The 26,825-nt window shown below is 62.2% G+C and carries 24 protein-coding genes; 20 read left to right on the top strand and 4 right to left on the bottom strand.

The annotated features are described in order from the left end of the window. The first annotated feature begins 9 nt into the window (after nt 1-9). Nucleotides 10-2,490, top strand: coding sequence for a beta-glucosidase (locus tag ACFUTU_RS00565; RefSeq protein WP_377959821.1), 2,481 nt, complete (start codon nt 10-12; stop codon nt 2,488-2,490). Then, nucleotides 2,487-2,711 carry a hypothetical protein gene (locus ACFUTU_RS00560; protein ID WP_377959820.1) on the top strand — a complete coding sequence of 75 codons (225 nt, stop codon included), beginning with the start codon at nt 2,487-2,489 and terminating at the stop codon, nt 2,709-2,711. Before ACFUTU_RS00565 ends, ACFUTU_RS00560 begins: the two co-directional genes overlap by 4 nt. A 365-nt stretch (nt 2,712-3,076) precedes the next feature. Here ACFUTU_RS00560 and ACFUTU_RS00555 read toward each other — a convergent pair whose 3' ends face one another. Further along, nucleotides 3,077-4,096 (bottom strand): LacI family DNA-binding transcriptional regulator, encoded by a 1,020-nt coding sequence (locus ACFUTU_RS00555; RefSeq protein ID WP_377959819.1) that lies wholly within the window; start codon nt 4,094-4,096, stop codon nt 3,077-3,079. A 260-nt stretch (nt 4,097-4,356) separates the two neighbouring features. Here ACFUTU_RS00555 and ACFUTU_RS00550 point away from each other — a divergent pair, with 260 nt between their 5' ends. Together ACFUTU_RS00550 and ACFUTU_RS00545 are read left to right on the top strand one after the other, a co-directional pair. Beyond that, on the top strand, nt 4,357-7,065 hold the full coding sequence (locus tag ACFUTU_RS00550) for a Tat pathway signal sequence domain protein (protein WP_377959818.1): 2,709 nt from the start codon (nt 4,357-4,359) through the stop codon (nt 7,063-7,065). A gap of 27 nt (nt 7,066-7,092) precedes the next feature. Further along, nucleotides 7,093-7,923, top strand: coding sequence for a rhamnogalacturonan acetylesterase (locus ACFUTU_RS00545; RefSeq protein ID WP_377959817.1), 831 nt, complete (start codon nt 7,093-7,095; stop codon nt 7,921-7,923). 181 nt (nt 7,924-8,104) lie between these two features. On the opposite strand, the gene ACFUTU_RS00540 is transcribed toward ACFUTU_RS00545, so the two are convergent. The 3 genes from ACFUTU_RS00540 to ACFUTU_RS00530 all read right to left on the bottom strand — a co-directional run bounded on the left by ACFUTU_RS00540 (nt 8,105) and on the right by ACFUTU_RS00530 (nt 11,043). Further along, a complete protein-coding gene (locus ACFUTU_RS00540) occupies nt 8,105-8,518 on the bottom strand; it encodes a substrate-binding domain-containing protein (protein ID WP_377959816.1) in 414 nt (137 codons plus the stop codon). Between the two features lie 510 nt (nt 8,519-9,028). Then, nucleotides 9,029-10,198 carry a Gfo/Idh/MocA family protein gene (locus ACFUTU_RS00535; RefSeq protein ID WP_377959815.1) on the bottom strand — a complete coding sequence of 390 codons (1,170 nt, stop codon included), beginning with the start codon at nt 10,196-10,198 and terminating at the stop codon, nt 9,029-9,031. Beyond that, nucleotides 10,195-11,043: a sugar phosphate isomerase/epimerase family protein gene (locus ACFUTU_RS00530; protein WP_377959814.1), complete on the bottom strand. Its 849-nt coding sequence runs from the start codon at nt 11,041-11,043 to the stop codon at nt 10,195-10,197. Before ACFUTU_RS00530 ends, ACFUTU_RS00535 begins: the two co-directional genes overlap by 4 nt. 245 nt (nt 11,044-11,288) lie before the next feature. On the opposite strand from ACFUTU_RS00530, the gene ACFUTU_RS00525 reads away from it, so the two are divergent. The 16 genes from ACFUTU_RS00525 (at nt 11,289) to ACFUTU_RS00450 (ending at nt 26,678) form a co-directional block, all read left to right on the top strand. After that, nucleotides 11,289-12,812, top strand: a complete 1,524-nt coding sequence (locus tag ACFUTU_RS00525) for an ABC transporter substrate-binding protein (RefSeq protein WP_377959813.1) — start codon at nt 11,289-11,291, stop codon at nt 12,810-12,812. A gap of 87 nt (nt 12,813-12,899) precedes the next feature. Further along, nucleotides 12,900-13,841 carry an ABC transporter permease gene (locus tag ACFUTU_RS00520; RefSeq protein WP_377959812.1) on the top strand — a complete coding sequence of 314 codons (942 nt, stop codon included), beginning with the start codon at nt 12,900-12,902 and terminating at the stop codon, nt 13,839-13,841. Further along, a complete protein-coding gene (locus ACFUTU_RS00515) occupies nt 13,838-15,703 on the top strand; it encodes a dipeptide/oligopeptide/nickel ABC transporter permease/ATP-binding protein (RefSeq protein WP_377959811.1) in 1,866 nt (621 codons plus the stop codon). The genes ACFUTU_RS00520 and ACFUTU_RS00515 overlap by 4 nt, the downstream gene beginning before the upstream one ends. Then, nucleotides 15,700-16,599: an ATP-binding cassette domain-containing protein gene (locus tag ACFUTU_RS00510; RefSeq protein ID WP_377959810.1), complete on the top strand. Its 900-nt coding sequence runs from the start codon at nt 15,700-15,702 to the stop codon at nt 16,597-16,599. The genes ACFUTU_RS00515 and ACFUTU_RS00510 overlap by 4 nt, the downstream gene beginning before the upstream one ends. Before the next feature lie 29 nt (nt 16,600-16,628). Then, nucleotides 16,629-17,489: a sugar phosphate isomerase/epimerase family protein gene (locus tag ACFUTU_RS00505; RefSeq protein WP_377959809.1), complete on the top strand. Its 861-nt coding sequence runs from the start codon at nt 16,629-16,631 to the stop codon at nt 17,487-17,489. Nucleotides 17,490-17,507: 18 nt separating this feature from the next. Further along, nucleotides 17,508-18,674: a Gfo/Idh/MocA family protein gene (locus ACFUTU_RS00500; RefSeq protein ID WP_377959808.1), complete on the top strand. Its 1,167-nt coding sequence runs from the start codon at nt 17,508-17,510 to the stop codon at nt 18,672-18,674. A gap of 26 nt (nt 18,675-18,700) precedes the next feature. Beyond that, nucleotides 18,701-19,084, top strand: coding sequence for a LacI family DNA-binding transcriptional regulator (locus tag ACFUTU_RS00495; protein ID WP_377959807.1), 384 nt, complete (start codon nt 18,701-18,703; stop codon nt 19,082-19,084). After that, nucleotides 19,068-19,532, top strand: coding sequence for a substrate-binding domain-containing protein (locus ACFUTU_RS00490; protein WP_377959806.1), 465 nt, complete (start codon nt 19,068-19,070; stop codon nt 19,530-19,532). Before ACFUTU_RS00495 ends, ACFUTU_RS00490 begins: the two co-directional genes overlap by 17 nt. Next, a complete protein-coding gene (locus ACFUTU_RS00485; protein ID WP_377959805.1) occupies nt 19,522-19,743 on the top strand; it encodes a substrate-binding domain-containing protein in 222 nt (73 codons plus the stop codon). The genes ACFUTU_RS00490 and ACFUTU_RS00485 overlap by 11 nt, the downstream gene beginning before the upstream one ends. Nucleotides 19,744-19,804: 61 nt before the next feature. Further along, the gene (locus ACFUTU_RS00480) at nt 19,805-20,689 is read left to right on the top strand and encodes an alpha/beta hydrolase (protein WP_377959804.1); all 885 of its coding nucleotides are present in this window, start codon (nt 19,805-19,807) and stop codon (nt 20,687-20,689) included. A 230-nt stretch (nt 20,690-20,919) separates the two neighbouring features. Then, entirely contained in the window at nt 20,920-22,317 is a 1,398-nt protein-coding gene (gene uxaC, locus ACFUTU_RS00475) for a glucuronate isomerase (protein ID WP_377959923.1), read from the top strand. After that, nucleotides 22,314-23,684: a mannitol dehydrogenase family protein gene (locus ACFUTU_RS00470; RefSeq protein WP_377959803.1), complete on the top strand. Its 1,371-nt coding sequence runs from the start codon at nt 22,314-22,316 to the stop codon at nt 23,682-23,684. The genes uxaC and ACFUTU_RS00470 overlap by 4 nt, the downstream gene beginning before the upstream one ends. Further along, entirely contained in the window at nt 23,681-24,910 is a 1,230-nt protein-coding gene (manD, locus tag ACFUTU_RS00465) for a D-mannonate dehydratase ManD (protein WP_377959802.1), read from the top strand. The genes ACFUTU_RS00470 and manD overlap by 4 nt, the downstream gene beginning before the upstream one ends. Continuing rightward, nucleotides 24,900-25,454 carry a gluconokinase gene (locus ACFUTU_RS00460; protein ID WP_377959801.1) on the top strand — a complete coding sequence of 185 codons (555 nt, stop codon included), beginning with the start codon at nt 24,900-24,902 and terminating at the stop codon, nt 25,452-25,454. The genes manD and ACFUTU_RS00460 overlap by 11 nt, the downstream gene beginning before the upstream one ends. Nucleotides 25,455-25,465: 11 nt before the next feature. After that, nucleotides 25,466-25,660: a hypothetical protein gene (locus ACFUTU_RS00455; RefSeq protein WP_377959800.1), complete on the top strand. Its 195-nt coding sequence runs from the start codon at nt 25,466-25,468 to the stop codon at nt 25,658-25,660. Nucleotides 25,661-25,670: 10 nt separating this feature from the next. Next, nucleotides 25,671-26,678 (top strand): acetylxylan esterase, encoded by a 1,008-nt coding sequence (locus ACFUTU_RS00450; protein WP_377959799.1) that lies wholly within the window; start codon nt 25,671-25,673, stop codon nt 26,676-26,678. The last annotated feature ends 147 nt before the right edge of the window (nt 26,679-26,825 follow it).

Raw genomic sequence — 26,825 nt, 5'->3', positions numbered from 1 at the left:
TCACGCCCCATGGAAACCCTCAGCGCACAACACACCTCCGAAACCTCCACCGACCAGCGCCTCCAAGCCCTCCTGCCGGAACTGACGCTCGAAGAAAAAGTCCAGCTCCTGACAGGCCGTGATTTCTGGACCACATGGCCCATGGAAAAGATCGGGCTGCGGCGCATCCTCGTCTCCGACGGCCCCACCGGCGTCCGCGGAGAAGTCTGGGACGAACGCCAGCCCTCTCTGAACTTCCCTTCGGCCACGGCCATCAGCTCCAGCTGGGACCCCGCCATCGCAGACCGGCTCGGCGCCGCATCCGCCATCGAGGCACGGCGCAAGGGGGTCGACGTCGTCCTCGGACCCACCATCAATCTGCACCGCTCACCCCTGGGTGGCCGGCACTTTGAGGCGTTCAGCGAAGACCCCGTATTGACCGCGGAACTGGCTGCCGCGTACGTGGCCGGGGTGCAGCGCAACGGCGTCGGCGCCACACCGAAACACTATGTGGCCAACGATTCCGAAACCGACCGCTTCACCGTTGACGCGATCGTGGACGAACGTCCCCTGCGGGAGCTGTACCTCCTGGCCTTCGAGAAAGCCATCGTTGAATCCCGCGCCTGGCTGGTCATGAGCGCCTACAACTCCATCAACGGAACCACCGCCACCGAGAACGACCTGCTCGAAACCCCGCTGAACAGCGAATGGGGCTTCGACGGGGTGGTCATCAGCGACTGGACGGCCGTCCGCAGCATCAGTTCCGCCAACGCCTCCCAGGACCTGGTCATGCCGGGCCCCGACGGGCCCTGGGGCGAAGCACTCGTCGCCGCCGTCCGGTCCGGAGAGGTCGCAGAAGCCAGCATCGACCGGAAGGTACTGCGGATCCTGCAACTCGCCGCACGGGTCGGTGCACTGGAAGGCTTCGAACCGGTCAGCGCCGAACCCGTCGACCAGGAGGACCTCGTCGCATTTGCCCGGGAAGCCTCCGCCGCGGGCACCGTCATGGTGAAGAACGACGGCGTCCTGCCGCTCGACCCGGCCTCAGCAGGCAAGATCGCCGTGATCGGGCATAACGCCAAGTACGCCCGGACCCAGGGCGGCGGATCCGCCACCGTACTGCCCGAAAAGGTCGTCACCCCGCTCGACGGGATCCGGGCGGCATTCGGCGCCGACAATGTCACCTACAGCACTGGCGCCATCGTCCAGGAAGGCGTCGCAGAACTCCCCCTCGAGCACCTGACCAACCCCGCCACTGGCACACCCGGGCTCCGGGTCGCGTTCCTCGACGCGGACGGCAACGAACTCTTCACCGAAGACCGCCGCTCCACCGCACTCGTCTGGTTCGGCGGAGACGCCCCCATCCGCGAATCCTCCTCCGTCCGGCTCCACACCGTCTACACCCCGGACGAAACAGGCTCAGTGCGCTTGGGAGCGGCCACCGTCGGCCACACACGCGTCCACGTCAACGGGGCCCTGGTCCACGAGGCGACCATCGAGGTGCACGGCAAAGACATCGCCGAGTCCTTCCTCGCCCCGCCCTCATCAACAGTGGAAATCCCCGTCACCGCAGGCGTCCCGTTGGACATCCGCGTGGAACTGGACACCACCAACCGTGGCCCCCTCGACAACGCCCTCAGTATCACCCTCGGCACCGAACCGGCCGACACCGATCCCGAGGTGCTGATCATCGAAGCAGCCCAAGCCGCGCGGGAAGCGGATGTTGCCGTTGTCGTGGTCGGCACCAACTCCCGGGTCGAGTCTGAAGGCTACGACCGTACCAGCTTGGACCTGCCCGGCATGCAGGACCGGCTGGTCCACGCCGTTGCCGCCGCCAACCCGCGAACCGTCGTGATCGTCAATGCCGGCTCTCCCGTCATCATGCCCTGGCGAAACGAGGTCGCCGCCACTCTCATCGGATACTTCGGTGGACAGGAATTCGGCAACGCCCTCGCCGACATCCTCACCGGCACGACCGAAGCCGGCGGCCGGCTCCCCACCACCTGGCCGGCCACCCAAGCCGACGTCCCGGTACTGAACACCACTCCCGATGCCAACGGGAAACTGCACTACACCGAAGGCATCCACATCGGATACCGCGCCTGGCTCAAAACCGGCGCCACACCCGCATACGGTTTCGGCTACGGCCTCGGCTACACCACTTGGACCCTCAACACAGTCAAAGCCGAAGCCTGTGCCACGGCCTCCGGCGAGACCATTCCGATGACCGTTTCGCTGACCAACACCGGATACCGGCACGGGAAACAGGTCGTGCAGGTATACGCGGAAAAGCCCGGATCTGCCGTCGACAGGCCCATCCGGTGGCTCGTCGCCTCCAGCCCTGTCTGGGCCGGCCCCGGCGAAACCACCGAGGTGATCCTCCATGTCCCGTCCCGGCTGCTTGCCTACTGGGACAACGGCTGGACCTACGAACCCGGCGAATACACGCTACGGGCCGGATTCTCGGTAACCGATCTGCCCGGCGAGACCACCCTGGAACTCGCACCATGACATCCGTAACACAGCCCCTCCTCACACCCGGGATGATCGAGGTCAACGTCAGCGAAGCATCCGACGTGGACCAGGCACTGGAAAACGCCGTCGCCTCCGTCATGGACGCAGCAGACCGTCACCGCACCGGGGTGATGATCACCAGAACCGGCCCAGGCCGATACATCGTCAGGGCACATCCAACCGTTCCCCACGGCCTCATACGTCAACAAGAAGATTAATAAGACACATCCAGCCGGACGGTGGCTTCACCGTCCGGCTTGGTCCATGGCACACGATCCTGCCGCCTCACATTTCAACTGCCTGCAAGGGGCGCTTACCGGCCTTGGCCCGGATGCGATCCCGTGCCTACGCGTCCTGACTCCGATACCAGGGACGGCGATAAGGCTTCTTCCGACTCTCGGGTGTCCAGAAACAAGTCCGGAGCTTAGTCGACAGGCCGGATCGTCACTGGCCAGGCCGCACCCGACGTCAGGTTGGGGTGTGGCTGAGCTTGGCACCGTGAAGCGAACAGACAGGGTGTAATCCACCGCCACATCTGATTAGCAGCTAGCGTGATTACGGGCCTATTTTTCCGGGGTCTACACTAGCCGGGGACCTGCCCCGTTGATCCCCTGATCACCAACTGAGCAGGTAAGGACGTAAGCTCTGCAGGGCTCGCGCCCCGCTTGGAATCCAGCCTGGCAAGGAGCATCTCGACGGCCGTGTGGCCGGCTTTCTCGATCGGCGTGGAAATTGTCGTCAGCGGAGGGTTGCAAAAGTCGGAACCGTAGATGTCGTCGCAGCCCACCAAGCTAATGTCCTTGGGCACGGACAGCCCCAACTCGGCGAACCGCTGCAGCATGCTGATTGCCATGACGTCGTTGAAGGCGATGGCGGCTGTAGCGTTCACCTTTGCCAGTTTTTCCGCGGCTTCTATCCCGGACTGGGCACTGGCCGGGTAGGGCCCGATCATCTGAGCCGTCATCCGCAAGTCGAGTGCCGCCTGCTGGATCGACTCCCATCGGCTCTTACTTGACCAGGAAGTGGCCGGACCACCAACGTATGTGACGGAAGTGTGCCCAAGGGAAGCCAAGTGCTTCATTGCTTCCGCCATTCCGGCGCTTGTGTCTATAAGTACCGAGCTGGTGTTGGGAGCGGGGCGGTTAATGGTCACGAGGGGCTGGATGGCGGCCAGTTCTGAGAGTTGCTCATCGGTGAGGCTTGAGGATCCGAGTATAACGCCGTCCGACGTTCGCCGGAGCTTCTGCATGGCCTCAAGCTCAAAACCGTTCTCCTGCTCAGTGTTCACCAGGACCTGTGTGTAGCCTGCGGCCTTCAGCTGATTCTGGGTTCCCCGCACAATGCCGAAGGAGAAGACGTTGCTGACGTCTGGAACGAGCACTGCGATGATTCCGGTGCGTCCCATCCGGAGCCCGCGTGCAAGGCCGCTGGGGACATATCCCATGTCCGCCGCGATTTTTTCGATCTTTTCGCGCGTCTTGGCGTTGACCCGGTCCGGATTGGAAAGCGCCCGGGAGACAGTGGAGGTTGCCACGCCGGCCATGGCTGCGATGTCAGCGATATTCAGCTGTCGATCCAGTGGGCTGGCGTTGGTCTCGGTCATTTGTCAATTGCATCATGCCCGGGAATCTTTGGCAAACGATTGTCAACTCCTCTTGGTGGAACTGTGCCGTGAGAAGCACCTGGAAGATTTTTGGTTACGACAATCGATTGCCATGCGGCAGGCGGTTGTGGCAGCCTTGGCGGCAGCCGGGTGTGCCCGGCATCACAAATTGACTTCGCGCAAGTTCCGGCGCCTCAGAGCAGAGCGCCTTGGCACAGAGGAGTGTTGATCGTTTGGTGCAGATCAGTAGAAGAAACATATTGACGTCCGCGGTGGCTTCGGGAGCGGCCACTGCCTTGCTTGCCGGCGGCGGGACGGCGGCACATGCCCAGTCCGTTACGCAGCCGGCAGCTCCGGCTCTTCGGTCGCATGGACCGGTCGGCGTCCGATGGCTCGAGGAGGGAGTTCCTTCCCAGCTTGCGTCGGGAACCACCTGGGGCGTTCCCTGGCCCAAGGGTTCCTTCGCCTCAGACCAGCAGTTCACCCTGACCACCGAGGCAGGGACGCCGGTGCCTGTTCAGTCCTGGCCCACGGGCTGGTGGCCCGATGGGTCGGTGAAGTGGACGGCCCACGCCATCAGTGCAGCAGGGCCGCGTGCGGCGAGCTATACCCTCGCTCCCGGTGCTCCGGCACAGCCACAGAAACCGCTGGCCGTGTTTACGAACGGTCAAGTGATCACGGTAGATACCGGCGTTATCCAGGTTTCCTTTGGACGCTCCGGTCAGCATCTGATCAAATCCATTCACCGGGGTGACACAGAAATTGCCCGCGGAGGGACGCTTGTAGCGGCACGCCAAAACCGGCCGGACACCGACGGCCTCCAGACCGTGGATTACGAGACGTTCACCAGTTCGGTCACAGGTTCCACGGTGGAACATAGCGGCCCCCTACGTGCCGTCATCAAGGTCAGTGGCATGCACAAGAAGGGTGGCCGGGAGTGGTTGCCGTTTACCGTCCGGTTCTATTTCTACGCCGGAAGCGATGGCATCCGGGTGGTGCACAGCTTCGTCTTTGACGGTGACGAAAACAAGGACTTCATCAAAGCCCTCGGGATGCAGTTCAACGTGCCCATGCGGGGCGAGCTCCATGACCGCCATATCAGGTTGGCCGGTGACGGGCGCGGTGTCCTGGCCGAAGCCGTCCGCGGCATCACCGGCCTCAGGCGGGACCCGGGCGAGGCGGTGCGCCAGGCCCAGGTGGCAGGCCGTGCCACGCCCGCGACGTCAACATGGGACGAGCGTGTCACCTCACGTCTGCAGTGGATCCCGGCTTTTGGCGATTACAGCCTGAGCCAGCTCAACGCCAACGGTTTTGAGATCCGCAAGCGCACCAAGTCGGGGCACTCCTGGATCAAGGCGGATGCGGGCCAGCGCGCCTCGGGACTGGGCTATGTCGGTTCGCCCACCGGGGGTCTGGCCTTCGGGATGCGCAACTTCTGGCAACTGCACCCCACCGAACTGGAAGTCTCCGGAGCGGCCACGGACACCGCCCAGGCGACTGTCTGGATGTGGTCTCCCCGGGCGGACGCCATGGACCTGCGCTTCTACCATGACGGTATGGGTGAGGACACGTTCGAGAAGCAGCTGGACGCCCTGGAAATCACCTACGAGGATTACGAACCAGGATTTGGCAGCCCCTATGGCGTGGCCCGCACCACGGAGCTCATGTTCTGGGCACTGGCGGCAACACCTACAGCCGATGAGTTCGCCGACTTGGCAGCGGCCAATGCAACGCCCCCGCTTCTGGCCTCCAGCCCGCAGCACAACCACTCGGCCGGAGTGTTCGGCTCTTGGTCGCCCGTTGACCGCTCAGTTCCGGCCAAGGCGGCAATCGAAGACAAGCTGGACTTCATGCACAAGTTCTACCGGGAACAGGTGGAACAGCGGTCCTGGTACGGTTTCTGGGACTACGGGGACGTCATGCACGAATATGACAAGGACCGCCACGTGTGGCGGTATGACGTGGGCGGGTACGCCTGGGACAACTGCGAGCTCTCCACCGACAGCTGGCTGTGGTACCACTACCTGCGAACCGGCGATGCCGCGGCCTTCCGGTTCGCAGAAGCAATGACGCGCCATACGGGTGAAGTGGACGTCTACCACCTGGGCAAATACCGCGACCTGGGCACACGCCACGGAATCATGCACTGGGCGGACAGCGCCAAACAGGTCCGGATCAGCAACGCCAGCTACCGGCGGTTCTACTACTTCCTCACCGGCGATGAACGGGTCGGAGAGCTGCTGCGGGACCTCGTGGACGCCGACAAATCATTCATGGCCCTGGACCCGCTCCGCAAAGTCCGCACCGATGTCTACGCTCCCCAGCCGGACGCCCTCGGCATCACCAACACCACGGACTGGGGAGCGCTGGCCATGGCATGGCTGGCCGAATGGGAACGGAACGGCGACCCCATTGCACGTACCAAACTGGTCAACAGCGCCACAACCATTGCCGCCATGCCCAACGGATGGGCCCAGGGTGGCACCCTCAAGTACAACCTGCAGGACGGCAAGTACGCGCCTGAGACGGAAAAGACCGTTGAGGTGGGGGCGCTTGATGCAGTCTTCGGGCTCATCGAGGTTATGGCCGAGGTTGTGGACCTGCTCGACGACGACACTGTCACCCGGCAGTGGGTCAACTACTGCAGGCTCTACAACGGCACCAGCGCCGAGCAGGTCGCGGCTACAGGAAGCAGCTGGGGAAGCCTCAACCTCCGCCAAGCGTACTCCCGGGCCACTGCCTACGCTGCCTACAAGCTGGAAGACCCGGCCCTGGGGAAGCGGGCATGGAAGGAACTCCGGACCGGCCACGCGGGCTACCCGGACTCGCTGCGCTTTGCCTCTGTCCGGATTGACGGTTCCAAGGCACTCAAGCCCGTGGACGAAGCGCCCTTCTCCACCAACGCCAGCGCACAGTACGGACTCGCGGCAATGCAGCTCCTGGCCCTTGTTCCCGAACACATCTCCTGAGAAAGCACGAAAGGCACAGACGCCACCATGGCCGATAAACAAGCAATAAGCAGGCGCACGGCCCTGATCGCCTTGGGCGCCGCCAGTCTCTCCGTGGCAGCGGCCCCCGCCTACGCGGAGAGTCTCGCCCACCCCGTGGACCGAACCTTTTACATTGCTGGTGATTCCACCTCCTGCCAAAAGCATGAAGACGTAGCTCCCGAGACAGGTTGGGGCATGGGCATGCCGTTCTTCCTCAATCCGCGGGTCCGGACAGACAACAGGGCCCTGAGCGGAAGAAGTTCGAAGAGCTTTATCGACGAGGGACATCTGGAAGCCATCCTCGCCGACATTAAGTCCGGGGACATTCTGCTGGTTCAATTCGGCCACAATGACCAGAAGCTGGAGGACCCCAAGCGATACACCGAACCGTGGACTACCTACCAGGACCATTTGCGGCTCTACGTCGATGGGGCCCGTTCCCGTGGGGCCGTGCCTGTACTGGCGACCCCGGCTGAACGACGCCGCTTCGAGCGTAGCGGAAACGCCTATTCCAGCCACGGGGATTATCCGGCTGCGATGCGTGCCCTGGCGGCGGAAAAGGGCGTGCCCCTTATCGACGTCCAGGCGCAGACCCTGGCGCTGTGGCAGCAGCTGGGGCCGGAGGAGACCAAGAAGTACTTCCTGTATGTTGGCGACCGTCGCGACAACACCCACTTCAACACGCCAGGAGCGGCCGCCATCGCGAAGATCATCTCACGCGGTTTGCTGGACACCAGCGTGTTGGAGCCAGGACATCTGCGCCGGCTTGACGAGGAAATTGACACCTCCTGGTTCCGCTGGCCGGCAGGAATAACTCCGCCGCCGGCACCCCTGTAGGCCCCCGGAGCCGCATGGTTTCACACAAAGAAGGTCCGGACCTGCACGCACTGTGCGGGGCCGGGCCTTCTGGCTTACGGCTCACCGACTTCACGGACCGGACCTGTGGAGGCGCGGAGCGTGAATCGGGAGGTCACAGACAACCGTGATCCGACCGGCTCGGCGGGAGATACGATGATTTTCAGCAGCAGTGTCGAGGCTGCCGGCCAAGTTCCTGCGGAGCGGCGGCCAGGGTAGTGAGGGCGGGGAAGGCATATTCAGAGCCCGGGATGTCCTCGCAGCCGATGACCGACAGGTCTTCAGGGACAGAGATGCCCTGTTGACGCAGACTGCCCACCATTCCCAGTGCAACAAGGCTACTTGCGACCAGGCATGGGGTTGCTCGGACTTCCAGGGCCGCGGCGGCGGCGATGTGTCCGGACCCCGGGTCCGGAAGGTAGGGGCCCAAAAGGCAGAAACCCAGTCCCTTGCTTGTGGCCGCTTTGGCCAGCTCGGCAGTGCCAGGGGCAACGAAATGCCGAGTGCAGAAGGTATCGGAGACAAAGGCGATCTTCGTGTGGCCGGTGGCCTGAAGATAATCCAGCAGCTGATCCATGGCATGCTGAGGCTCGGCGTGTACGGCAAGCTACTCCGTCCGGACGACGGTAGATGACAACGAGGGGATGCCGTTGGGCTGCATCCAGCAACTCGCTGTCGGTGAGAGCCGGATTCACGATGATGAGCCAGAAAGCGCTCTTGCTGAGCTGCGTCAGCGCTACAGTTTCCGCAGACGCAACTGACTCAGTGTCCACGAGCGTTTGAGCGAAACCTTCGGATTTGAGATGCAGGTTCACGGCCCACCAAGGGCGGAGTGGCTGTGACGGGAGATGTCAGGCACCGGATGCCGACGGTTCCGGTCTGTCCGGAACTCAGTGCGCCCCGCCGAGCGGTTGGGAACATAGCCCAGCTCCGCTGCGGCCGCCTGGATCCTCGCTTTCGTCGGGGACTGATGCTCCCGGTGGGGGAGAGGGCCCGCCAAACGGTGGAGGGCGCCACACCGTAGAGGGCGGCGACGATCGCGTATGTTGGCGGGCCGCCGGCCAGTGGGGGTCTGGACCTCATTGCATCAGACGCTTGGCTGGACCGCGTACCCGGTTTGGACGGCGACCCCGTCGTAGTCGCCTTCCAGAACGTCGGTAAAGAGAACCGGGCGATTTAAGGTTGCAGAAACGTAGACAGCACGAATCAGGGCAAGGGCGTGGACGGCATCGCTCACTGTCACTTCCGGCTGGTGTCCGCTCGCGATGGCAGCAAGGACATCCCGGTACTGCCGAACATGCCCCAGGGGGTAAGTTTGCGGATCACTTCCGGGAGGAAACACGTCGTCCCCAAACCGGGCCAGCTCATGGGCGGCGTGGTTCCCTTGTCCGTCCGGAATCCTGTCCAGGTCTCCGCTGGGCGCGTGTTTGCTATGGAAGTACTCCAGCTGGTCCCCATCCACGACTGCTGAGCCGTCCGTGCCCATCACCTGCAGTCGGACTGTCAACCCGGGATACGCTGCCGTCGTGGCATGCAGCAACGCCAGTGCGCCTCCTTCGAACCTGATGGTGGCTGCTGCGGTGTCCTCCACTTCGATCCCCTCGTGTCCGAGCAGGGCGGTTTGGGCGTACACCTCCACCGGGCGGCCCATGAACTGAAGCAGCAGGTCCACGGTGTGCACTCCCTGGTTCATCAGCGCGCCGCCACCGTCCATGGACCAGGTGCCGCGCCAAGACCCCGATTCGTAATACTGCTGGCTGCGCCACCATGCCACAGATGCAATGGCTGAGGTAATTGTTCCGAGGCGCGAATCCCTGATGGCCCCGGCAAGCGCTCTGCTTGCCCGGTCAAAACGGTGCTGGCTGATCACCGACACCACCAAGCCGCGGCCGGCTGCTTCGACCGCCGCCTTCTCAAACCGGAGTGCTCTGGCGAGGTCGACGTCCAACGGTTTCTCGATGACCAGGTGCTTCCCTGCCCGCAAAACCTCCAGGCCCTGTTCCACGTGGAGGCCGCTCGGGGTACAGAGAACCACGAGGTCCACCTGGCTCGAAGTCAGGGCGTCCTGCAGGGAGGTGAACACCGAGGGCTTGGGCTTGCCCCGGTCCTCTATGGAGCGGGCAAGGGCTTCGGCGGCCGCCGGTGCCGGATCAACCACTCCCACGATGTTGCCTTCGGCAAGTTCCTGCAGCGCGGCCGCGTGGGTCCAGCCGATAACCCCACAGCCGACGAGGACCACCTCCACTGGTGATGTCATGACGTCTGCACGCCGGCCTCTGTGGTGACCTTCGCGAAGGCGCGCGCGGCCACCCCGAAGGCAGCCGGACCGGAAAAGCCGCCAAGTTCGTATGCTGCCGCCAGATGCGGCTCCAGCGAGGCGAAGCCAACATATCCATCAGCCTTCAGCGACTCCACGGTGCGGAGCAGGTCACCGTCGCCTTCCCCGGCCGGCACTACGTGGCCGTCGGCGAAAACCGCGTCCTTGACCTGCAGGTACTCCAGATACGGGCGCAGCTTGGCGTAGGCCTCGTCGAACGGCTTGACTCCTACTTGAACGAAGTTCGCGGCATCCCATGCCACTTTCAGTGCAGGCGAATTGACGCTTTCCATGATGTCCAGCACGCGGTCGGGGACATCTCCGAAAATGTCCTTCTCGTTCTCGTGAAGCAGAATCATGCCGGCTTCTTCTGCCACGGCGGCAAGGGCTGCCATCCGCGCAATGACGTCCTCCCGCACCGACTCCGGCGATGTGGCCGCCGGGTAGTAGAAGGAGAAAACCCGAATGTACTTTGCATCAAGGACCATCGCGGCATGGATAGCCCGCCGAAGCCGCCGGACTTCGTGCTCGACAGGGAGGCTGACATTGACCTTTCCCACCGGCGATGCAATGGCCGATACCTTCATCTTTTTGTCTGCCAGCAGGCGGGCAAGGTCCCTGAGCTGGTCATCGGAGAGCTCCACGACGTTTGTTCCCCAGGCGCTTCGCACCTCGATGTGGCGGGCGCCGAGCGCCTGAAGAACGGCAACCTGCACAGCCGGGTCGTCGTCTATCTCGTCGCCGAACCCTGACAGCAGCCAAGCTTCCGGAGCATGAGAAACCATAATAAAGTAACCTCTCTTGGCGGAAACCCGCCGGGCCTGTTGTGGCATGCAGTAACGGCCAGATTGCCACACGGAAGCAGTTTTGGCAATCGATTGTCAGTCAGGAAAGCTTTTTACGGCAATCGATTGCCAAGAGTGGGAATGCTGGTTAGGCTGTTCTCAGCGGAGTGGCCCAGAACACATCCAAAGGCCAGCCCTCCAAGATTTTTCTTCTCCGTCCCATTCCTCCAATGTAGGAGCCAACAATGAAGTTTGGTCCAAAAGCTGCTGCGGCAGCGGCTGCGCTCTGCGCAGCCCTCACCCTCTCTGCTTGCGGCGGGCCTTCCGGGGGCGCAGCCGCCGGCAACGCCACCAACGGCATCACCATTGGCAGTCTGGCCGACGCCAAGTCCTTCGACCCCACGGATGCCCGCACCGGGCATGCCATGCCCATCTTCCAGAGCGTCTACGACACCCTGCTGTTGCGTGAACCGGACGGAACGATCAGTCCGATGCTTGCCACCGCCTGGAAGTACAACGCCGACAACACGGTGCTGACACTCACGCTGCGTGAAGGTGTCACTTTCAGCGATGGAAGCCGCTTCGATGCCGCTGCGGTGAAGGCCAACATCGATAATTTTAAGGCCGCCCAGGGCCAGGATGCTTACCAGGTGTCCTCCGTCAAGGAAGTTTCGGTGGTGGATCCCAAGACGGTGGCCATCACCCTCACGGCACCGGATCCGGCCTTCACGTATTACCTGACGCTCGCAGCTGGCTTTATGGCCAGCCCCAAGGCACTGGATACTCCCGAGCTGAAGAATGATCCCCAGGGCTCGGGGCCGTATGTCCTGGACAAGGCGAACTCGGTCAAGGGGTCCCAGTACGTGATGACCAAGCGAGAGGGGTACTGGAACAAGGATCTGCAGAAGTTCGACAAGATCACGATCAAGATCCTGCCCGACGTCACGGCGCGCACCAACGCACTGGTCTCCGGTCAGGTCGACGCCGCCCTTCTTGATGCCAAGAATGGGAAGCAGGCCGAGGGCGCCGGCCTGAAACTCAATAAGAGCCAAGTCGACTGGACGGGCATCCTGCTATTTGACCGCGACGGAAAACTCAGCCCGGAGCTTGCCAACGTCAAGGTCCGCCAGGCCATCAATTACGCTTTTGACCGCAAAACCATCCTGGACCAGCAGTTCCTGGGGCAGGGAACTGTAACCAGCCAGATCTTCGGGCCGGAAAGCGGCGCCTACCTTCCCGAGCTGGATGACCGGTACCCGTACGACCCCGCCAAGGCCAAGCAGCTCCTGGCTGAAGCAGGCTACCCGAACGGCTTCACCATGAAGTACCCCACCACTGCAAACAGCGATGCCCTGAACGCCGTCGTGGCGCAGCAGCTTGCCGACGTCGGGATCAAGCTGCAGATGGAAACTGTCCCGCAGCCTAACCTCGTTGCGGACCTTGCCGCCGGTAAGTTCGCGGCCGGCTCCTACTCGCTGGCCCAGGCGAACCCGTGGGCTTCCATCACCCAGACTATCGGCGCATCCGCCCTCTACAACCCGTTCAAGACCACCACTCCTGAACTTGAGTCTCTGATTAAAGAAACACAGAATGGCGGCGAGAAGAGCCCGGAGCTGGCAAAGAAGGTCAACAAGTATGTCACCGATAACGCTTGGTTCGCGCCGCTGTTCCGTGCGGACCTGATGTACTACACGTCCAAAAAGATCACCGTTCAGACCCAGGCGAACCAGGCCGTTCCGTCCATCTACAACTACTCGCCGGCCAACTAGCCAATGCTTAGTGCCGGGAGCAGCAGTTCCCGGCACTAAGCGGTATCCCCCCAGCAGTTCGTACCGGACTGCGCAACGGAGCACAGAATGCTTACTTTCATTGCCAGGAGACTCGCGGCCGGACTCGTCGTGCTGTGCGCAATCTCCTTCATTACATACTTCCTGCTGTATTTTTCCAGCGGGAGTATCGCACGGAACATCCTGGGCGAGCTTGCAAGCCAGGAACAGGTGGCCCAGAAAGAAGCCGAGCTCGGCCTGAACCAGCCACTCTTGACCCGCTTCTTTGGCTGGGCAGGGCATGCACTCACTGGAGACTTCGGCAGCTCCTGGTTCACGTCCGAACCGGTGGTTCAGGCCATCACCAGCCGGCTTCCCATAACGCTGACACTCGTCGTGGTTTCCATTCTCATAGTTGGAGCCGTTGCCACGGCTCTGGGCATGGCCGCAGCGGTCAAACGCGGCTGGATCGATCGCGTGGTTCAGTCTGCCGCGGTTATCGGAGACGCCATTCCGGGGTTCGTCATGGCGATCGTCCTCGTCACGGTTTTCGCTATCCAGCTCAAGATCTTTCCCGCAACGTCCAGCATTGCCCCGGACGCCGGAAGCGGGGCCTGGGTTGCGTCCCTGAGCCTTCCCGTGATCGCCATCGTGATCAATGGCGTTGCAGGAGGCGCTCAGCAAATCCGCAGCGCAGTAATCAAACAACTGGAAAAAGACTACGTACGGACACTGCGCAGCCGCGGCATATCCGAGACGGAGATCCTCTTCAAGCACGTCCTGCGCAGCGCGGCCCCCGCAGGGCTGACAGTCCTCAGCCTCCAATTCATCGGGATGCTCGGGGGGGTCGTGATAGTTGAGCAGATTTTCGCGCTACCCGGCATGGGGAGCCTCGCCGTTCAGTCCACCACCATGGCTGACATTCCGCAGGTCATGGGAGTGGTCGTATACACGGTCATCATCGTCATCATCGTCAACCTGCTTGTAGACCTCATCAACGGTTGGCTCAACCCGAAAGTGCGAGTCTCATGACTGAACCTGTTCAGCTCAGCGGTCAAACCGGCGTCGTTGTCCGGGCACATATAGTCCGAAAAGTACTGAGCAACCCCATGGGACTGCTCTCCATCCTGGTCCTCGCAACGCTGGCAGGAATGGCGGTGTTCGCCAGCATCCTCGCCCCGATCGATCCCAACTATGCCAACATCGGCAAAACTTTGGCCGTGCCCGACAGCGTCAACATTCTGGGCACGGACGGCATTGGCCGGGACATCTGGAGCCGTCTGGTCTTTGGCGCCCGGACCACGTTGCTTTCAGCGGTCCTTTGCGCGGCCGTGGCAATCGGCATTGGACTCCCCAGCGGCCTCATCGCCGGCTACTACAACGGAAAATTCGACGCGGTGGCCAGTTGGTTCGTGAACGTCACCATGAGTCTTCCGGGAATCATCGTCCTGCTGGCCGTCCGGGCGGCGTTCGGCCCATCCGTCTGGATATCCATGATTGCTTTCGGCATCCTCATCAGCCCCGGTTACTTCCGGCTGACAAGAACGGCCGTGCAGTCCGTCCGGAACGAACTTTACGTTGACGCCGCAAGGGTGTCCGGGCTCAGCGACGCCAGCATCATCAGCAGGCACATCTTCTCTGTGGTCCGTGCGCCCATCATCATTCAGACGGCCTCGGTATGCGGCCTTGCTATTTCCATCCAGTCCGGCCTCGAGTTCCTGGGCTTGGGCGACCCTACGGTTCCCACCTGGGGTGTCATGCTCAATGAAGGCTTCAAAAACGTTTACCTCAACCCCACCATCCTGCTTTGGCCCGCACTGGCCATCGGTTTGGGTAGCGCCTCCTTGGCACTCTTGGGTAACGCCATCCGTGATGCGTTGGAGGATGCTGCAAAGATTCGCCAGCGCAGAGGCAGCAAAAGGAACGTCACGCGAGGGCAGGCTGTTCCTGCGGGCAAGGAGTCACGCGGTACCCGCCGGCCCCTGGCTGATGTCGAACCCGGGACCGAACACCACCTCCTGAAGGTCTCCCATCTGGGCATCGGTTACCCGCAGGCCGACGGCAGCATCAAAAAGGTAGTTGATGATGTCTCGTTCCACGTCGATCGGGGCGAGGTACTTGGAATCGTCGGGGAATCGGGATCCGGAAAGTCACAAACCGCCTTCTCGATCCTGGGCCTGATGCCGGGCTCAGCCCGGATCGTCGCCGGTTCCGTCCAGTTCGATGGCAAGTACACTGTGGCACCCGGCGATGACAAGGTAGACCAGGAAACGGTCGAACCACTCAGGGGAAAACGCATCTCCTACATTCCCCAGGAACCCATGAGCAATTTGGACCCCGCGTTCACGATCGGTCACCAGCTCGTGCGGCCGATGGTCAAGGTATTGGGCATTTCGAAAGCCGAAGCCCGCCAACGCGCACTCCAGCTGCTGTCCGACGTCGGAATCGTCAACCCCGAGCGCACGTTCACGGCATACCCCCACGAAGTATCAGGCGGAATGGCCCAGCGAGTCCTCATTGCAGGTGCGATCAGTTGCGAACCGGACCTGATCATCGCCGACGAACCCACCACGGCCTTGGACGTCACAGTGCAAGCTGACGTCCTGGATCTTATCCGGGACCTGCAGAACCGGCTCGGCGTTGGCGTGATCCTGGTGACTCACAACTTCGGGGTTGTCGCCGACCTTTGCGACCGTGTAGTGGTCATGCAGAACGGCAGGCTCGTGGAAGAAGCCCCCGTCCGTGACATCCTTCGCTCACCACAGGACCCTTACACACGAACGCTCCTTGCCTCAATGTTGGAAGGCAAGGAGCCCCTGACGATGCTTGTGCAGCCCGCACCGGAATCACCCGAGGCATCCACCAACGAGGCTCAAAGGGAGGCCGTTCGATGAGCACAGCACCACGCAGCACCCTCCGGCCCGACACCAGCGGGGATCTGCTGCAGGTTCAGGACCTGACCGTGGAATACCGCGGTAAAGGCTTTCGCCCCAAGGCTTTCCGGGCGCTGACAGGCATCAACATCAGCATCGGCCAAGGAGAGACGCTGGGCTTGGTGGGGGAATCCGGCTCGGGCAAGACGACTTTGGGCCGGGCCGTGCTGGGACTTGCACCCGTAACGGCCGGAAGAATCGTTTTCAACGGCCAGGACATTGGCAACGCATCCCGAAGGGAACGCCGCGTCCTCAGCCGCGACCTCCAAGTGGTTTTCCAGGACCCCTACACATCCCTCAACCCCGCCATGGAAGTGGGCGACATCCTGGCCGAGCCTCTCGCCGTTCAGGGAGTACCGCCTCTGGAAGCCAAACGCCGGGTGCAGGAACTGCTCGACCAGGTGGGTTTGCCCGCCGACGCAATGCGCCGCCTGCCACGCGAGTTCAGCGGCGGACAGCGCCAGCGGGTCGCCATCGCCCGGGCGCTGGCACTTTCACCGAAACTGATCGTGTGCGATGAACCCGTCAGCGCTCTTGACCTGTCCACTCAGGCCAAAGTCCTGGACCTGTTCCTTCAGATCCAGCGGGACACCGGAGTGTCCTATCTCTTCGTCTCGCACGACCTCGACGTCGTCCGCCACATCAGCCACCGTGTCGCCGTCATGTACCGGGGCGAAATCGTGGAACAAGGTCCGGCCGGAATCGTCACACGCGACCCCGAACATCCCTATACCCAGCGGCTGCTTTTTGCCTCACCGGTGCCCGATCCCGACCGGCAGGAACAGAGACGGGCCGACCGGCACAGACTGCTGGCCATTCAAAAATCTCAAGACGAACAAGCCGGGGCCCTGGCCTGAGACCGACACACACACTTTTGGAGGACAGCATGGCCACAATCGGCGTGCAGGCGATGATGCTCAAGGGCAGCGTAGAAGAAATCGGAGTCTTCGAGACGCTCCGGAAAGTATCAGCCATCGGCTACAACGCAGTGGAGATCGCACAGATCCCCATGACCGCGGCCAATGTCGACGAACTCGACCGCGCACGGCAGGAGCTCGGGATGGACATCGCTGCCTTGTCTGCGCCCATCGAACTGCCCAAAGGACGCGCCGGCGCCACCCTGCGGGATGATTTTGACAAAATCGTGCAGCAAGCAGAACGGCTGGAAAGCCGGATGCTGCGTATCGGGATGCTGACCTACTCCGCGCTTAGGTCGATAGATCATGTGGTTGCCTTCGCCCAAGAGGCTAATCGATACGCCGAACGGCTGAAAGACCATGGGATCGAACTCTACTATCACAACCACCACGTCGAATTCGCCAAACACGACGGACAGTACCTGCTGGACATCATCCTGGAAAACTCCCCGGCCATGGGCATAGAACTCGATGTCCACTGGGTGCAGCGAGGCGGGCTCGATCCTGTGCAGACACTCCGCAAGTATGCCGGCCGCACCGCCATGGTGCATCTGAAGGACTACCGAATTGGGAATCTGCCGGAGGAAGCATTCGACCTGCTGGATCAGGGCGATATCCTCGGCTACTTCGAACACTTCCGAAATACAGTCCAGTTCGCCGAGGTGGGCGAGGGGAACCTCGATTTCGGCGCCATCGTCAGCGAATCCCTCGACGGCGGTGCCAGGTATCTCCTCGTCGAACAGGACGAACTCTACGGCCGAACGGTGTGGGAAGCCCTGCAGATATCCCACGACAACCTGGTCGGCCTTGGCGTCGGCAACCTTTTCTAAGACAACAGAGGACCAAACATGAGCAAGAAACTGCGACTCGGAATCATTGGCCTCGGCCAGCAAGGCAGCGCCTACGCCGAGTTCATCACCAACGGCATGGTTCCGAACATGACCATCGGGGCGATCTGTGATGTGGACCCGGCCAAAAAGGACAAGGCGTCAGCGAACTACTCCGATGTGCCATTCTTCGCCGACTACGTCGAGATGCTCGAAAGCGGCGATGTGGACGCCGTGGTGACATGCGTCCCCCACTACCTTCACCCCGAAATGGCCATCCATGCCCTCAACCGTGACATCCACGCCCTTGTAGAGAAACCGGCGGGCGTCTACACCAAACAGGTCAGGGAACTCAACGAAGTGGCAGCGGCCAAACCACATCTGTCCTTCGGCATCATTTTCAACCAGCGGAACAACCCGCTTTACAAGCGACTCAAGGAGATCGTCCACTCTGGCGAGATCGGCGCTATCCGCCGGACCAACTGGATCATCACCAAATGGTGGCGTCCCCAGGGCTACTACAACTCCAGCGCCTGGAGGGCCACCTGGGGCGGCGAAGGTGGCGGCGTTCTGGTGAACCAGGCTCCCCATCAGCTCGACCTGTGGCAATGGATCTGCGGTGCGCCCAAATCCGTTTACGCGAAGGTAGCCTATGGCTTCCGCCGGGACATCGCCGTCGAGGATGAAGTAACAGCACTGGTCGACTACGGAAACGGCGCCACCGGCGTATTCGTTACCGCAACGCATGATCTCACCGGCACCGACCGCTTCGAAATCCTCGGCGACCAAGGCAAGATCGTCGTCGAAAACAGCCTCACCGCCACGGTAACGCGGCTCATCAAACCAGAACGGGAAATTAGCGAGGGCCTGAGCCCTGAAGAGGTCAGCGGCCTCTTCAGCGGCGGCTTTGACGCCGCAGCCATGTACACCCAGGAAACCATCACCTTCGACTCAGCCTGGGGGAGCCAGCACGCCGGCGTCCTGGAAAACTTCGCAGCCAACGTCATCGATGGAACCCCACTCCTGGCCCCGGGGTCGGATGGCATCAACGGTGTACGGCTCGCCAACGCCATCCACCTGTCAAGCTGGACAGGCCGCGAGGTGCCCTTGGACTTTGACGAAGAAGAGTACCTGGCCGAGCTGAACGAACGGATCCGCAGCGAGAACCTGTTCCCTGTCCGGGCCTAAGAACCTGAAGTGTTGAGAGGCACAGCGTGTACGACCTGACCGCCGATGATGGACGGCCACGGGCCGCGGCAACGATCTACGACATCGCCAAACTGGCGGGGGTCAACCCGTCTACCGTGTCCCGTGCGTTGAACAACCCGGGCAGGGTGACTGCCAAGCCGCGTGAAATTGTGGAGCAGGCCGCCACCAAGCTGAACTACAGAGCCAATGTGTTCGCTCGTGCCCTTCCCACCGGCAGGACGAACACCATCGGCCTGATCGTTTCGGACATTACCAATCCAATATTTTTCGATGTCATCCGCGTCGCTGAAACGGCCGCCGCGGAAGCCGACTACACCCTTGTCCTCGCCGAGTCCTCCGAGTCACCGGCCAAAGAGCTGGTCGTAGCCCGGGATGCTCGGCACAGTTGATGGCCTCATCCTTGCCAGCCCGCGAATGAATGACGAAAACATCAGGGAATTACCCAGCGACAAGCCGGTCGTGGTCATCAACCGGGACGTCAAGGGAATCCCAGGCGTAGTGCCCGACGTCGACCGCGGAATCAGCCAGGCAATCCAAAGTCTTGCCGCCAACGGGCACAGCCGCATCTTGTACGTGGCCGGCCCAGTTGAGTCCTGGATGTCGGGCTGGCGATGGGACGGCATAAAGTCCGCATCTGACTGGTGCCGCTTGCAGGCGACCCTGCTGAGATCGGCGAATCCCACCGTAGAGGGTGGCCGCAAGGCCGCCCAGGAAGTGCTGGCAAGTGGAGTGACGGCAGTCCTGACATACAACGACCTACTCGCCATAGGACTAATGCAGGAGCTTCAAGCCGCGAATGTTCCCGTCCCGGACATGATCAGCATTTGTGGGATTTGACGATATATTCGGTGCGGACTTCACCTCGCCTCCGCTAACTACGATCTGTTCACCCCTTCGGGAATGTGGTGCCAGAGCTACCGGCCGCCTGCTGGAAGCGCTACAGAACGAACGGGCATCGAGTGCCTCCAGAACTCTGCCGCTGCACACCGAACTGATAGTGCGCGGGTCCAGCGGGCGTCCGTCGATGGCAACGGCATCACCGGGGTAGCGCCACGTCACTGCGCACCTGATTGCGGCGCAGCCTATTCACCGTTCACAAAAGGAGCCCTATGTCCGCCACTGATGCACGTTACACCGCACGGGTGCTGGCCCCAGCGACGAAAGCGATATCGGACGGCACAGGCGCCCAGGTCCCTGTCCGCGTTTACGAACCAGGTGCGGGAGATGGCAGACAGTACCCACAGGTGCCGCCTGGCATGGGGCTTGTATGGGTTCATGGCGGTGGCTTTGTCAAGGGCGATCTGGACATGCCGGAGGCACATAAAACGGCAGAATCCTTTGCCGCTTGCAACGCGACAGTGGTCAGCGTGGATTACCGGTTATGCCAGGGCGGGACCACCTGGCCGGCACCCTCGGATGATGTCCTCACAGCTTGGCAGTGGTCCCTGGACCATGCAGCAGAACTCGGAATCGACCCGCGCAAGCTAATCCTCGGCGGCGCAAGCGCTGGCGGAAACCTGGTGTCAGGGGCGGTGCTGCGGCTCCTTGCAGCATCAAGCAATAAACTTCCCAGCGGCGTTTTCCTTGCATACCCCACACTTCACGCCGTCCAGGCTCCAACACCCGAGAGCCTGCAGCGCCTCGTTGCCCGCCTCCCCGATCCGACAAGGTTCTCAGCGCCGAATTTACTGACCATGTATGAAAACTATCTGGGTGGGCCAGTCGCGGGAGCACCCGCCGCGGCAATTCCTGGCACAGCCGATCTGGGCCAGCTAGGCGGTTTTCCACCAACAATCATGATCAACGGTGAAGCAGATGAACTACGGGTCTCCGGTGAAGCCTTCGCTGCCTCACTACAGCAGGCAGGAACTTCCGTTGAAACAGTGACGGAGCCAGGGACCGCGCACGGGCACCTGAACCGTCCCCATGAAGACGCAGCCGCCCGAACCGTGCATCGCGTGGTGGATTGGGCCAATCGCAACCTCAGCACATAACCAATGGAACACCTGGTCACCCTTGGCGTGAAGCGCTTCGATAAGACGCAGCAACAGTTCCAAGCGAAGCCGGGGGCCAACTTTTGGCAATCGATTGCCAAACGCGTATCTTCTGCCTAGAATTCAAAGTACGTCCGGCGCTGACCTCGCCGCTGAAACTGTCAGGGCATGTATATACGGCCCTCAGACGGCTCGGCGGGGCCAGCCGCCTACTTGGAGAATGGAAGACAATGAACGTCTCTATAGCCGCTCATCCTGACCGGCTCCTGCCTGCCGATCCAGGTACACGCAGCATAGCCCGAAGCTTGTTGGAAAGGGTCCAGGACCTGCCCATCATCTCGCCACACGGCCATGTCGATGCCGCCATCATCGAGCAGAACACGCCATTTCCCGATCCCGCGACCTTACTGGTTTCCCCTGACCACTACGTCACACGGCTCATTCATGCCTCGGGCATCGGGCTGGAATACCTCCAGCCGCCCACGGCCTCGCCACGGGAAATCTGGCGCCTCTTTTGCGCCGCGTGGCCCCTGTTCGAAGGCACGGCCTCCGGTTACTGGCTGCGAACCCAATTTGATTCAGTTTTTGGGCTTCGGAAAGAGCTGGACCCCGAAACCGCAGATGCCAGTTTTGATGCCATCTCGGCCAAGCTGGCCGAGCCCGGCTTCCGTCCCCGCGAGCTGTTCAAAGACTTCAACATCGAAGTGCTTGCCACCACGGACGACCCCCTGGATGGACTGGAGGCCCATGCACGACTGGCAGCCGACCCGTCCTTCCACGGCCGCGTGCTGCCAACGTTCCGCCCGGATGCCTACATCAATATCGCCCACCCAGCGTGGAACACCAGTGTGGAGCGGCTGATTGCACAGGCGGCCGACGGCGAAACGGGGTACCGCGGGTACATCACTGCTCTGGAGAACCGGCGACGCTACTTTATCGATCACGGTGCCGTGTCCGCGGACCACGGCGTACGGACACCTGCCACACTCAAGCTCGAACAGTCCGACGCGGAGGCCCTGTTTGACCGGGCGCGGGCCGGCAAAGCAGATGACCGGGACCGGGACGCGTTCGAAGCCCACATGATGTATCAAATGGCCCGCATGTCCATGGAAGACGGCCTGGTGATGACCGTGCACCCCGGTTCGTTCCGAAACCACCATCACCCCACATTCGAAACGTTCGGGGCTGACACTGGGCACGACATCCCTTTCGCCATCAACTACACAGAGGCCATCCGCCCCGTGCTGCAGGATTTCGGCACCGCCGAGGATTTCCATCTGGTCCTCTTCACCCTTGACGAGACGGTCTTCTCGCGTGAACTTGCCCCTCTGGCCGGGTTTTACCCGTCGGTGTACCTTGGCGCGCCCTGGTGGTTCCTGGACGCTCCCGATGCCATGCTGCGCTTCCGTTCCGCTGTGACCGAAACAGCCGGTTTCTCCCGCTCCTCGGGTTTCATCGACGACACCCGCGCCTTCTGTTCCATCCCTGCACGGCATGATGCCTCACGCAGAATCGAAGCCTCCTTCCTCGCGCGTCTCGTCGCGGAACACCGTGTCACCGAAGAACGCGCACATGAACTCATTGTCGACGTCGTCGACTCATCGCCACGTCGGGTGTTCAAGCTATGAGCGCCACCGCTCCGCGCCTCACCCGTCAGGTGAGGTCTGCCCCAAAAGCACCCGTCCGGATCGTGCATCTGGGCCTGGGCGCATTCCACCGATCCCACCAGGCTTGGTATACACAACGCGCCGGTGACGCAGGGGAGTGGGGCATCGCGTCGTTCACCGGTCGGCGTCCCGACGCCGCCCAGATCCTCGCCGCGCAGGACGGGCTGTACACCGTGGTGGAACGCTCGGATGCCGGCGACACCTTCGAGGTGGTCGGCAGCATCGTGGAGGCAGTGGACGGCGCTAACCTCAGCCGCCTCGTCGAACTTCTCGCCGCACCCCAGACCGCACTAGTCACCCTGACCATCACCGAGGCAGCCTACCCGCTCGGTCCTGCGGATCTTCCCCGCCTGGTCTCCGGAGAGGAACCCAAGACGCCCATAGGTCGCTTGGTTCTCGGCCTCGCTGCCCGCAAGGACGCCGGGGCCGGGCCGCTCGCCTTGGTCAGTTGCGACAACCTCGCGGACAACGGCAGCGTCGCCCGCAACCAGGTACTGGCGTTAGCACGGGAATACGACGTCGCGCTCGGCGCCTGGATTGAGGCGAACGTCAGCTTTGTCAGCACCTCGGTCGACCGCATCACCCCACGCACCACGGAAGCCGACCTCGCTGAGGTCTCCAAGGCGTGCGGCTACGAAGACGCCGCACCGGTGGTCACCGAACCGTTCCACAACTGGGTCTTGAGCGGCGATTTCCCCGCCGGACGTCCCCGCTGGGAAGATGCTGGTGCAGTATTCGTCAACGACATCGGACCCTACGAAAACCGCAAACTCTGGCTCCTCAACGGCGCGCATTCATTGCTGGCCTACACCGGGCAACTGCGAGGTCATGCCACCGTGGCGGACGCCCTGGCCGACAAGGCATGCCGACAGGCTGTAGAGGAATTCTGGGATGAGGCAGCCAGACACCTTCCCGGCCACGAACTGCGCATTCCCGAATACAGGTCAGCGCTTCTGAACCGATTCGGCAACTCCCGAATTGCCCACCACTTGGCCCAGATCGCCACGGACGGCAGCACCAAACTGCGCATGCGAGCCCTACCCGTGCTCCGGGCCGAGCAGGCAGCCGGGCGCAGCGGTTCCGCCGCAATGAGGATGATCGCTGCGTGGATAGCCTTCGTCTCCTCCACAGCGGAATGTCAGGACCCGCTCGCTGAACAAATCCGGCAAGCCAAAACGCTCAAGGGTGACCAGCGCACCGCCGCCCTCCTTGGGCTGATCAGCCCTGACCTGGCCGCCGACCCAGCAGCCGTCTCCCAGATCCACCGGCTCCGGGGAGCCGTCCCTCACTCACTCACGCCTAGTACACCTCCGAAGGACCTTCTGTGAAAATCATTGCTGCTGACGTCTTCGTGACCAGCCCCACCCGTAACTTCGTGACGCTGAGAATCACCACCGAGGACGGTGTGACCGGCATCGGGGATGCCACCTTGAACGGGAGAGAGCTCGCGGTGGCAGCGTACCTCAGGGAACACGTGGCGCAGCTGCTGATCGGCAAGGACCCGCACCGGATCGAGGACATCTGGCAGTTCCTGTACCGGTCCTCGTACTGGCGCCGCGGCCCCGTCACGATGGCGGCCATCGCCGCCGTCGACATGGCCCTGTGGGACATTAAGGGCAAGATCGCCGGCATGCCCGTCTATCAGCTCCTGGGCGGGGCGTCCCGGAACGGGCTGCGCGCCTACGGGCACGCGTCGGGCGCGGACATCCCGTCGCTGTTTGATTCCGTCCGCGAGCACCTGGAACTCGGGTACAAGTCCATCCGTATCCAGACCGCCGTTCCGGGCATCAAGGCCGTGTACGGAGTTGCGGCGCAGGCCCAGGCCTCGGGTGAACGTTACGACTACGAGCCCGCCGGCCGCGGCGCGTTCCCGCAGGAAGAGGACTGGGACACCCGCGCCTACCTGCGCCACCTGCCCACGGTCTTCGAAGCAGTGCGCAACGAGTTCGGCCCCGAAATCCCGCTGCTGCACGACGGACACCACCGCATGACGCCCATCCAGGCAGCCAAGCTCGGCAAAGCCCTGGAACCTTACGACCTGTTCTGGCTGGAGGACTGCACCCCGGCCGAGAACCAGGAGGCGCTGCGCCTGGTCCGCCAGCACACCACCACGCCGCTGGCAATTGGGGAAATCTTCAACACCGTCTACGACTACCAGACCATCATCAAGGAACAGCTGATCGACTACGTCCGGGCCGCATCCACCCACTTCGGCGGCATCTCCCCGCTGAAGAAGGTCATGGACTTCGCCGCGCAGTACCAGATCAAGTCCGGCTTCCACGGCCCCACCGACATCTCTCCGGTCGGCTTCGCCGCACAACTGCACGTGGGCCTGGCCATCCACAACTACGGCATCCAGGAATACATGCAACACTCGGACAAGACCAACCAGGTCTTCCACCAGTCCATGACCTTCAAGGATGGCTACCTGCACCCGGGCGACAACCCCGGCATCGGCGTCGAATTCAACGAGGAAGCCGCCGCAGCATTCCCCTACCAGCAGGCCTACCTGCCCTACAACCGCCTCGTCGACGGCACCGTCCATGACTGGTGACGTGGCGGGCAAGCCCCTGATTGTGGTGATGGGTGTATGCGGCTGCGGCAAGAGCACGGTCGGCGAGTTGATGGCGCACGAACTGGGCGTCCCGTTCCTTGACGGCGACTCCCTCCACCCGGCAGAGAACGTGGCCAAAATGGCAGCGGGCACACCGCTGACGGACAAGGACCGGTGGCCGTGGCTAGCCACCGCCGGCACCCGACTCAGAGACGCAGGTGAGGGCGGGCTGGTGCTCGCCTGCTCCGCCCTGCGCCGCAGCTACCGTGATGCCATTCGGGCCCAGGCGCCGGATACCCTCTTCCTGCACCTGCACGGCAGCAGAAAAGTCCTCGAACAACGCCTAGCCGCCCGGTCCGGACACTTCATGCCCGCTGCACTGCTCGACTCCCAACTCACAACCCTCGAACCACTGGAGGCCGACGAGCTCGGGCTGGTGATTGACATCGCCCGGCCTCTTCAGCAAGTTTTAGCCGGAGCAATCAACAGCCTCACCGGTGGAGTAGGCGTCACCGAAACTTCGGCATACACTCACAGACGCTAACGAGCACCAACGTGTCCAATCAGGCATTCTTTTACCGCCGGGACTACCGGCAGCTCGCGAAGAATGTCAGCAGGTACGCCACCGACACCGCCTGGTTCGCCCCGACGTCCCAGCCCGACATCCGGCGCTACAAGCAAGAACGTCAGAGTGCTGCCCCAGACCCAAGCCACGTTTCCTTCCATCTGCAACTACGTGCCGCGAAATAAGAGGAATACGGTGCCCCTGTTCGATATCGACCTGCCACAGCTGCGCGACTATCAGTCGGCTGCGCAAATACCACCGGACTTTACCGGTTTCTGGGAAAGCACACTGGCCCAGGCCAGAGAACTTCCCCTTGCCGCCGTGTACGAGTCGACCGAAAACTACCTGACATTGATCGACACCTTTGACGTGACCTTCAACGGGTATGGCGGAGACCCAATCAAGGGCTGGTTCCACCTGCCGGCTCACCGGGATACGGATTCACCCCTGCCCGTAGTGGTCCAGTACATCGGATACTCCGGCGGCAGGGGACTGGTCAACCAGAACACTCGCTGGGCTCAGGCCGGTTACGCCCATTTCGTCATGGACACCCGGGGCCAGGGTTATGGAAGCGTCGTGGGGGAGACCCCCGACCCGCACCCGTCAGCCGCTCAAGTGGCCTACGCGGGATTAATGACCCGCGGGGTGGATAACCGTGAAGACTATTATTATCGCCGCGTCTTTGTTGATGCTTTCCGGGCAGTGGAGGCCGCGCAAAGCCATCCCTTCGTGGATTCGTCCAGGGTCGTGCTGACAGGCTCCAGCCAAGGAGGTGGAATGGCGATAGCCGTCGCCGGCCTTGCCACAGGGAGGCTGGACGGTATCGCAGCGGTGCTGCCTGACGTTCCATTCCTTCAGGACATCGCACACGGAGTAGACATTGCACCCCGGGGGCCCTACCCGGAAGTGGCAACGTTCCTGGCCAGACACCGGGAGAAACACGAAACCGTGCTGTCCGTACTGAACTATTTCGACGGCGTGCATCTGGGAAGGGCGGCCTCCGCGCCCGCCCTGTACTCCGTTGCCCAAATGGACAACATCAGCCCGCCATCCACTGTCTTCGCCAGCTACAACGCCTACGGCTCCGATGTGGGAGATGTCACTAAGAACATTGAGGTGTACCGCTTCAACAACCACGAAGGCGGTCAAGAGCACCAGTGGATCCGACAGCTGCAGTATCTCCGAAAACTGGGTATCTCCTAGGCATCAATCTCTAAAAAAACGTCGCTTTCGGTATGACACCGGAACCGCCAAACCCGGCTTCCAGCGCCTCTTCGAGATTTTGCCTCAGGTTTTGGCTGCCCTTGATCATCCGGTGGCAGGCAGGCAGGCAGGCGCCTCAGCCAAGCG

It is taken from the genome of Arthrobacter sp. NPDC057388, assembly GCF_042668165.1.
GTDB lineage: Bacteria > Actinomycetota > Actinomycetes > Actinomycetales > Micrococcaceae > Arthrobacter.
Note: the sequence above shows the minus strand (reverse complement) of the source record. Positions and strands in the feature narration are given on the sequence as shown.

Coding starts and splice junctions, on each gene's coding strand:
- ACFUTU_RS00565 (WP_377959821.1), top strand. CDS start 10: ATGGAAACCCTCAGCGCACAACACACCTCCGAAACCTCCACCGACCAG.
- ACFUTU_RS00560 (WP_377959820.1), top strand. CDS start 2,487: ATGACATCCGTAACACAGCCCCTCCTCACACCCGGGATGATCGAGGTC.
- ACFUTU_RS00555 (WP_377959819.1), bottom strand. CDS start 4,096: ATGACCGAGACCAACGCCAGCCCACTGGATCGACAGCTGAATATCGCT.
- ACFUTU_RS00545 (WP_377959817.1), top strand. CDS start 7,093: ATGGCCGATAAACAAGCAATAAGCAGGCGCACGGCCCTGATCGCCTTG.
- ACFUTU_RS00540 (WP_377959816.1), bottom strand. CDS start 8,518: ATGGATCAGCTGCTGGATTATCTTCAGGCCACCGGCCACACGAAGATC.
- ACFUTU_RS00535 (WP_377959815.1), bottom strand. CDS start 10,198: ATGACATCACCAGTGGAGGTGGTCCTCGTCGGCTGTGGGGTTATCGGC.
- ACFUTU_RS00530 (WP_377959814.1), bottom strand. CDS start 11,043: ATGGTTTCTCATGCTCCGGAAGCTTGGCTGCTGTCAGGGTTCGGCGAC.
- ACFUTU_RS00525 (WP_377959813.1), top strand. CDS start 11,289: ATGAAGTTTGGTCCAAAAGCTGCTGCGGCAGCGGCTGCGCTCTGCGCA.
- ACFUTU_RS00520 (WP_377959812.1), top strand. CDS start 12,900: ATGCTTACTTTCATTGCCAGGAGACTCGCGGCCGGACTCGTCGTGCTG.
- ACFUTU_RS00515 (WP_377959811.1), top strand. CDS start 13,838: ATGACTGAACCTGTTCAGCTCAGCGGTCAAACCGGCGTCGTTGTCCGG.
- ACFUTU_RS00510 (WP_377959810.1), top strand. CDS start 15,700: ATGAGCACAGCACCACGCAGCACCCTCCGGCCCGACACCAGCGGGGAT.
- ACFUTU_RS00505 (WP_377959809.1), top strand. CDS start 16,629: ATGGCCACAATCGGCGTGCAGGCGATGATGCTCAAGGGCAGCGTAGAA.
- ACFUTU_RS00500 (WP_377959808.1), top strand. CDS start 17,508: ATGAGCAAGAAACTGCGACTCGGAATCATTGGCCTCGGCCAGCAAGGC.
- ACFUTU_RS00490 (WP_377959806.1), top strand. CDS start 19,068: ATGCTCGGCACAGTTGATGGCCTCATCCTTGCCAGCCCGCGAATGAAT.
- ACFUTU_RS00480 (WP_377959804.1), top strand. CDS start 19,805: ATGTCCGCCACTGATGCACGTTACACCGCACGGGTGCTGGCCCCAGCG.
- uxaC (WP_377959923.1), top strand. CDS start 20,920: ATGAACGTCTCTATAGCCGCTCATCCTGACCGGCTCCTGCCTGCCGAT.
- ACFUTU_RS00470 (WP_377959803.1), top strand. CDS start 22,314: ATGAGCGCCACCGCTCCGCGCCTCACCCGTCAGGTGAGGTCTGCCCCA.
- ACFUTU_RS00460 (WP_377959801.1), top strand. CDS start 24,900: ATGACTGGTGACGTGGCGGGCAAGCCCCTGATTGTGGTGATGGGTGTA.